This window comes from Streptomyces sp. NRRL F-4489, from assembly GCF_001509485.1.
Classification (GTDB): Bacteria; Actinomycetota; Actinomycetes; order Streptomycetales; family Streptomycetaceae; genus Streptomyces.
In genome coordinates, this window is record NZ_LLZI01000026.1 from 20,806 (window position 1) to 28,496 (window position 7,691).

Below are 7,691 nucleotides of genomic sequence, written 5' to 3' on the forward strand. Positions count from 1 at the left end.
GCGGACACCCCGACAGCACGGGCCGCACGCCCGGAGCGACACTGCCCTCGGTGACGGAACGTGAGGGTACGACCAAAGAATCCGCGCGGGCCCCGCACCCTCCCCCCTGCGACGCCGCCTCGCCCGGCGACTACCGCGCCGCCTTCCACACCGCCGGCCTGCCGATGGCCGTCCTCAACGGCGACGGGCTGGTACTGGCCGCCAACGCCGCGCTCGGCGAGCTGGTCGGCGCCGCCCCGGGCGAGCTGATCGCCGCCGACGCCGCCGACCTCACCGGCCTGTGCGCCGACGCCCGGCTGTGGGCCGCCTACCGCGAGGTGCTGGGCGGCCGCCGCGACCGGCTCAGCTGCACCCGGCGGCTGACCCGGTCCGACGGCGGCGCGGTGTGGGCGCAGGTGACCGTCGAGCCGGTCGCCGAACCGCTGCCCGGCGCGGCCCGGCGGCTGCTGCTGGCCGCCGAGGACATCAGCGACCGGCGCGATCTGCTGGCCCGGGTGCGCCACCTCCAGATGCACGACCCGGTGACCCTGCTGCCCAACCGCACGCTGTTCTTCGAACGGCTCACCGCGGCCCTGGAGGCGGCCTCCTACGCCCGGTCCGGCACCGGCCGGATCGGGCTGTGCTACTTGGACCTGGACGGCTTCAAGGCCGTCAACGACACCCTGGGGCACCGGGTCGGTGACCGGCTGCTGACCGCCGTCGCGCGGCGGCTGACCGCCTGCGCCGAGCGCGCCGCCGGGCGCGGGCCGGGCCGCGCCGGGCATCTGGTGGCGCGGCTGGGCGGGGACGAGTTCGCGGTGCTGGTGGCGGATTCGACCGGCACCGACCAGCTGGCGGAGCTGGCGCAGTCGGTGCTGGACGCGCTCCAGCGGCCGTTCGACCTGGCCGGGCAGCGGCTGTCGGTGTCGGCCAGCATCGGGGTGGTCGAACGGGCCGCCGGCGGCACCACCGCGACGGGGCTGATGCAGGCCGCGGACACCACGCTGTACTGGGCGAAGGAGGACGGCAAGGCCCGCTGGACGCTCTTCGACCCCGAGCGCAACGCGCACCGGATGACCCGGCAGGCGCTGTCCAGCACCCTGCGGCCGGCGGTGGACCGCGGGGAGTTCACCCTGGAGTACCAGCCGCTGGTCGGGCTCGGGGACGGCCGGGCGCAGGGCGTGGAGGCGCTGGTGCGGTGGCGGCACCCGCAGTTCGGCGTGCTGGCGCCGAATCGGTTCATCGCGCTGGCCGAGGAGAACGGCGCGATCGTGGAGCTGGGCCGCTGGGTGCTGACCCGCGCCTGCTCCCAGGCGCGGGCCTGGCAGCTGGCGCACCCCGGGGACCAGCCGCTGTTCGTCAGCGTGAACGTGGCCGTGCGTCAGGTGTGGGACTCCGACCTCGTCGCCGATGTCGCGGCGATCCTGGCCGAGACCGGGCTGCCGCCGCGCCTGCTCCAGCTGGAGCTGACCGAGTCGGCGGTGATGGGGTCGGCGGGCCGGCCGCTCCAGGCCCTCCAGGCGCTCAGCGACATGGGCGTGCGGATCGCCATCGACGACTTCGGGACCGGCTACTCCAACCTCGCCTACCTCAGCCGGCTGCCGGTGTCGGTGCTCAAGCTCGACGGCTCGTTCGTCCACGGCTTCCGCTCCCAGGAGCACCCGAACCCGGCCGACGAGATGATCGTGGAGGCGCTGGTGGCGCTGGCGCACCGGCTCGGGCTGACGGTGACCGCGGAGTGCGTGGAGAGCGCCGAGCAGGCCGAGCGGCTGCGCCGGATCGGCTGCGACACCGGCCAGGGGTGGCTGTACTCCCGGCCGGTGGCCCCGGACCGGGTGGCGGCGCTGCTGGACGCGGGACGCGCCTGCGGCTGAGCCGCGTCCAGCAGCGCCGGGCCCGTCAGCCGCGCGGCAGCCCGAAGGCGTCGGCGATGAGGTCGTACGAGCGGAGGCGGGCCGCGCCGGTGTGCGCGTTGGCGGTGATCATCAGCTCGTCGGCGCCGGTGCGCTTGGCCAGGTCGGTCAGGCCCTCGCGGACGGCGTCGGGGGTGCCGTGGACCACGTTGCCGAGCCAGCTGTCGGCGAAGTCCTGCTCGGCGGCGCTGAAGCGGTACGCCTCGGCCTCCTCGGGCGTGGGGACGAGGCCGGGGCGGCCGGTGCGCAGCCGGATCATCGCCAGCGCCCCGGTGCGGACCTGGCGGCGGGCCTCCGCCTCGTCCTCGGCGGCCAGGGCGGAGACGCCGATCAGGGCGTAGGGCTCGGCGAGCACCTCGGAGGGGCGGAAGCAGGCGCGGTAGAGGTCGAGCGCCGGGACGGTGTTGGCGGCCGAGAAGTGGTGCGCGAACGCGAACGGCAGGCCGAGCGTACCGGCCAGCCGGGCGCTGAAACCGGACGAGCCGAGCAGCCACAGCGGCGGGCGGTGCGGGGACTGGACGCCGCCGGGCGCGGTGGCCTGGACAGGGCCGGGGACGGCGTGGATCCGGGCGTAGGGGTGGCCGTCGGGGAAGGAGTCGTCCAGGAAGCGGGTCAACTCGGCCAGCTGCTGCGGGAACTCGTCCGCGCCCTCGTGCAGCCGCTCGGCGCGGCGGAGCGCGGCGGCGGTGGCGCCGTCGGTGCCGGGGGCGCGGCCCAGGCCCAGGTCGATCCGGCCGGGGGCCATCGCCTCCAGGGTGCCGAACTGCTCGGCGATGACCAGCGGGGCGTGGTTGGGCAGCATCACACCGCCGGAGCCGAGCCGGATGCGGTCGGTGTGCGCGGCGAGGTGGGCGAGCAGCACCGCCGGCGAGGACGAGGCCACGCCGGGCATGGAGTGGTGCTCGGCGACCCAGTAGCGGTGGAAGCCGCGGCGCTCGGCGGTGCGCGCCAGCTCGGCGGCGGTGCGGACCGCGGCGGTGGCGGTGGTGCCGGCGCCGACCGTCACCAGGTCGAGCACGGACAGGGGGACGGGGGCGGTGCCCAGGGCGGTGCCCCGTATGCCGTCGCCTTGGGGCTCGCCGTGGCCGGCACGGGTCTGCTGGTCTTCGCCGCTCACGGTGCGGGTCCTCCTCGCGTCGCGGGTCCGGCGCGGGGCGGCCGGGCGCCGGTGGGCGCGCCGGGCGGTGCGGTCCGCGCCGGTACGTCGGTGGTGTGCGAGGAGGGTAACCGGAGAAGTGCTCCGGTTATTCCCGGAGGGGTGGAGGAAGGCGGCGGGGGCGGTGGTGAGGGCCGGTGCGGGCCGGTGGCGGCCGCCCGGCCCGCCCGCCCGTTAGCCGTCCGCCGTCCGGGTGAACAGCGTGCCCAGCTCCGGGCAGGCGAGCGTGCGGTCCAGGAGCCGCAGCCCCTCCCACACCGTCACCTGATTGGCGGTGAGGACCGGTTTGCCGAGCGCGGCTTCGAGGGCCGGCAGATGGGCGGCGGTGTGCAGGGCGGTGTCCGGCAGCAGGACGGCCTCGGCGTCCGGGTGGTCGCCGGCCCGGGCCAGCGCCAGCACCTCCTCCCGGCCCCAGGTGCCGACCTCGGCGGCGGTGATCACGCCGCTGCCGAGGGTGGCCACCACCTCCGCCCCGGCCGCCTTGAGGAAGGCGTGGAAGTACTCCGCGACATCGGCCGGGTACGTCGCCGCGATCGCGACCCGGCGCACGCCCAGCTCCTGGACGGCGTGCGCGAAGGCGAAGGAGGTACTGGACGCGGGCAGCCCGGCGGTGGCCGACAGTTCCCGCACCTGCCGCTGGGCGCCCTCCCAGCCGTAGATGAAGCTGGCGCTCGTACAGGCCCAGACGACGGCCTCGGCGCCGGCGTCCCGCAGCGCGCCGACGCCCGCCGCGAGCCGCGCCGCGGACCCCATCTCCAGCAGGGCGTCCGGGCGGTGGGCGTCCACGCCGATGTCGGTGTGGACCAGCGGCAGGCGGACCGCGCCGCCCAGCAGCGCTTCGAGGCGCGGGTAGTCGTCCTCGGCGGAGTGTCCGGGGTACAGGAAGCCGACCGATGCCATGGAACGCGTTCTCCCTTGCGGGTGGTGGGGCGGGGCGGGTCAGAGCGGGGGCTGCGGGCCGGGGTCCTCGGGCAGGAACGGGGGCGGTTCGGGGCCGTCGCCGGGCTCCGCGTCCGGCGGCGCGGCCGGCCCCGCGAAGGCGGCCTCGGGCAGCGGCGCCGGCCCGGTGTGCGGCGCCGGCTGGAGCCCGGACATGGCGGCCGGGCCGGAGCGCGCCACCGGGTCGAGCAGCGCCTGGTACGGGCCCACGGCCCGCACGCCGATGGCGCGCAGCGCCGCCCAGATCGTCACCTGGTTGGCGGACAGCACCGGCATCCGCAGCTCGGCCTCCAGCTGCGGGATGACGTCGTAGGTGGGGAGGTTGGTGCAGCTGATGAAGAGCGCGTCGGCGGCGCCGACGACGGCCGCCCGCGCCATGTCGACGACATCGCGGTACGGCACCTTCCAGATGTGCCGGGTCAGCCCCAGGTAGGCGCGGCCGGTGACGGTGACGCCGGCCTCCCGGAGGTAGTCCTCCAGGGAGTCGGTGACCGATTTGGTGTACGGGGTGACCACGGCGATCCGCCGGGCGCCTATCTCGTGCAGCGCCTGGATCGCGGCGCCGGAGGTGGTCAGGGCGGGCACGTCCCCCGCCTGGGTCATGGCGGCGCACATCGCGCGTTCCCCGGCCGTCCCGCCGACGAAGCTGCCCGACGTGCAGGCGTACGCGATGACCTGCGGCGATACCGCGCACAGCGCCTGGACGGCGGCGTCGAGGGTCTCGTGCTCGCTGACCAGGCGGGCCAGGTCGAGACTGACCTCGACGGGGACGAAGGGGGTGCGGGTGAGGTGGAGGGACACGTCGTCGGGGACCCAGCGCCACAGCTCGCGGTCGAGCGCGAAGTCGAAGGGGGCGACGACGCCCACGCCGAGCTGCGGCTGTGGGCCACCCAGGAAAGAGACGTCCATGAAGGCCCCTAAGAGGCGCGGAGGGGTGGAGCTGGCACGGCCGATGGCCGCAGGGGTGGTGCAGCCGGACAAGCCGGGGACGTCGGTACAGAGCCGTTGTTGACACGGTAGATACGACTTCTTAGCGTGGTCAATCCTCGCATCTCAGGCATCTGCCGGCGCCCCGTTCCGTCCCGCGGGGCATACGTTCCAGAACGGTTTCCGACCTATGTCCGACAGCACCGTCCGCACCGTTCTCGTCCTCGGTTCCGACCCGCCGCCGCGGCTGGACCGGCTCGCCGGCCGGGCCGAGGTGGTCTACGCCGACGAGAAGACCCTGGCCGGCCTACTCCCCACCGCCGATGTGCTGTTGGCCTGGGACTTCACCTCCGACGCGATCCGGGAGAGCTGGCCGGAGCGCGGGCCCAGGCCCCGGTGGGTGCACACCGCGAGCGCCGGCGTGGACCGGCTGCTGTGCCCGGCGCTGCGGGCCGACGACACCGTCGTCACCAACGCCCGCGGGGTCTTCGAGCAGCCGATCGCCGAGTACGTCGCCGGTCTGGTGATCGCCATGGCCAAGGATTTCTACGGGAGTTGGGAGCTGCAGCGGCAGCGGCGCTGGCAGCACCGGGAGACGCTGCGGGTCGCCGGGAGCCGGGCGGTGGTGGTCGGCGCAGGACCGATCGGGCGGGCCATCGGCACCACCCTGCTGGCACTGGGTGTCGAGGTCGATCTGGTCGGCCGCCGGGAGCGGACCGGCGATCCGGACTTCGGCCGGGTGCACCCCGCCGGGGCGCTGAACGGGCTGCTGCCGCACGCGGATTGGGTGGTGTGCGCGGCGCCGCTGACGCCGGAGACCCGGGGGATGTTCGGGGCGGAGGCGTTCGCGCTGATGCCGCGCCGGGCGCGGTTCGTCAACGTGGCGCGGGGCCCGCTGGTGGACGAGGCGGCGCTGGTCGCGGCGTTGCGGGAGTGGCGGATCGCGGCGGCCGCGCTGGACGTCTTCGCGGCCGAGCCGCTGGGCGCGGACAGCCCGCTGTGGGACGTCCCGCATCTGATCGTCTCGCCGCACATGAGCGGCGACACCCTGGGCTGGCGGGACGCGCTCGCCGCGCAGTTCCAGGACAACTTCGACCGCTGGGCGGCCGGCGAGCCGCTGGCCAACGTGGTCGACAAACGCCTCGGTTACGTACCGGTGCGGTGACCGCGCGGGCCGTCCGGGTCCGGCCCGCGGCGGTCCGCGTCCGCCCGCCGCCCCGCCCGGGGCGGCCGACGCTCGGAGGACGCATGACCCAGGGACCGACCCGCCTGTCCGCCCTGACCGCCACCCGGCTGGCGGCCGGCTACGCGGCCGGCGACTTCTCCCCCGTCGAGGCGGTCCGGGAGGTGCTTCAGCGCGCCGAGGCCGCACAGGCCGCGGTGAACGCCTTCGTCCGGATCGACGGGGAGGAGGCGCTGGCGCAGGCCGCGGCGTCCGCGGAGCGGTGGCGGCGCGGGGAGCCGGCCGGGCCGCTGGACGGGGTGCCGGTGACCGTCAAGGACCTGCTGCTGACCCGGGGCGCGCCGACGCTGCGCGGGTCGCGGACGGTCCGGCCCGGGGACGCGGCGTGGGACGAGGACGCGCCGGCGGTGGCCCGGCTGCGGGAGTCCGGCGCGGTGTTCGTCGGCAAGACCACCACACCGGAGTTCGGCTGGAAGGGCGTCACCGACAGCCCGCGGCACGGGGTGACCGGCAATCCGTACGATCCGGGGCGGACGGCCGGGGGGTCGAGCGGGGGGAGCGCGGCGGCGGTGGCGCTGGGCGCGGGGCCGCTGAGCCTGGGGACGGACGGCGGCGGGTCGGTGCGGATCCCGGCGTCGTTCTGCGGGATCTTCGGGCTGAAGGCGACGTACGGGCGGGTGCCGCTGTATCCGGCGAGCCCGTTCGGGACGCTGGCGCACGTCGGGCCGATGACCCGGGACGCGGCGGACGCGGCGCTGCTGATGGACGTGATCTGCGGCCCGGACTGGCGGGACTGGACGCAGCTGGCCCCGGCGCCGGGATCGTTCCGGGCGGCGCTGGCCGGGCCGGTGGACGGGCTGCGGGTGGCGTACAGCCCGTCACTGGGGTGGGACGTGCCGGTGGCGCCGGACGTGGCGGCGGCGGTGCGGCGGGCGGTGGACGCGCTGGCCGGGCTGGGCGCGGTGGTCGAGGAGATCGACCCGGGGGTGGCGGACCCCGTGGAGGCGTTCCACACGCTGTGGTTCAGCGGCGCGGCCCGGGTGGTGCAGCCGCTCTCCGCGGCCGACCGGGAGCTGCTGGACCCGGGGCTGCGGGAGATCTGCGACCAGGGCGCGCGGTACAGCGCGCTGGACTACCTGGCGGCGGTGGACGCGCGGGCGGCGCTGGGCCGGGCGATGGGGCGCTTCCACAGCGTCTACGACCTGCTGGTGACGCCGACCGAGCCGATCACCGCGTTCGCGGCGGGCGTGGAGGTGCCGCCCGGCTCCGGCCACACCCGGTGGACGGGGTGGACGCCGTTCACCTATCCGTTCAACCTCACCCAGCAGCCCGCCGCGACGGTGCCGTGCGGACTCGACGGCGACGGTCTCCCGATCGGCGTGCAGCTCATCGGCGCGCGCCACGCGGACGCGCTGGTGCTGCGCGCCGCGCACGCCCTGTACGAGGCGGGGGCGGGCGGGGTGCCGGGGCCGGCGGGGGGGTAGGGGCGGGGCGGGGGGGGGGGGGCCGGGGGGGTCGGCTGCGACGGCCGCCCGCCGCGCCGAGAAGGGGAGCCCCGCGGCTCAGCCCTGGGGCGGCCGGCCAGCCGGTATAC

The 7,691-nt window shown here is 76.2% G+C and carries 6 protein-coding genes; 3 read left to right on the forward strand and 3 right to left on the reverse strand.

Going from position 1 to position 7,691, the window contains the following annotated elements; all coding sequences use genetic code 11:
• Positions 1–50: 50 nt before the first annotated feature.
• Entirely contained in the window at positions 51–1,853 is a 1,803-nt protein-coding gene (locus ADL22_RS04515) for a putative bifunctional diguanylate cyclase/phosphodiesterase (protein ID WP_066974074.1), read from the forward strand.
• Positions 1,854–1,878: 25 nt separating this feature from the next.
• Here ADL22_RS04515 and ADL22_RS04520 read toward each other — a convergent pair whose 3' ends face one another.
• From ADL22_RS04520 to ADL22_RS04530, 3 genes are all read right to left on the reverse strand, one after another.
• Positions 1,879–3,009, reverse strand: a complete 1,131-nt coding sequence (locus ADL22_RS04520) for an LLM class flavin-dependent oxidoreductase (RefSeq protein ID WP_066974077.1) — start codon at positions 3,007–3,009, stop codon at positions 1,879–1,881.
• 213 nt (positions 3,010–3,222) lie between these two features.
• Positions 3,223–3,948 (reverse strand): aspartate/glutamate racemase family protein, encoded by a 726-nt coding sequence (locus ADL22_RS04525; RefSeq protein ID WP_066974078.1) that lies wholly within the window; start codon positions 3,946–3,948, stop codon positions 3,223–3,225.
• Positions 3,949–3,987: 39 nt separating this feature from the next.
• Positions 3,988–4,896, reverse strand: coding sequence for an aspartate/glutamate racemase family protein (locus ADL22_RS04530; protein ID WP_066974080.1), 909 nt, complete (start codon positions 4,894–4,896; stop codon positions 3,988–3,990).
• Between the two features lie 208 nt (positions 4,897–5,104).
• Between ADL22_RS04530 and ADL22_RS04535 the strand changes: the two genes are divergently transcribed.
• Complete coding sequence (locus ADL22_RS04535) at positions 5,105–6,079, forward strand: D-2-hydroxyacid dehydrogenase (protein WP_066974083.1); 975 nt, start codon at positions 5,105–5,107, stop codon at positions 6,077–6,079.
• An 83-nt stretch (positions 6,080–6,162) separates the two neighbouring features.
• Positions 6,163–7,581, forward strand: coding sequence for an amidase (locus ADL22_RS04540; protein WP_066974085.1), 1,419 nt, complete (start codon positions 6,163–6,165; stop codon positions 7,579–7,581).
• Positions 7,582–7,691 lie beyond the last annotated feature (110 nt).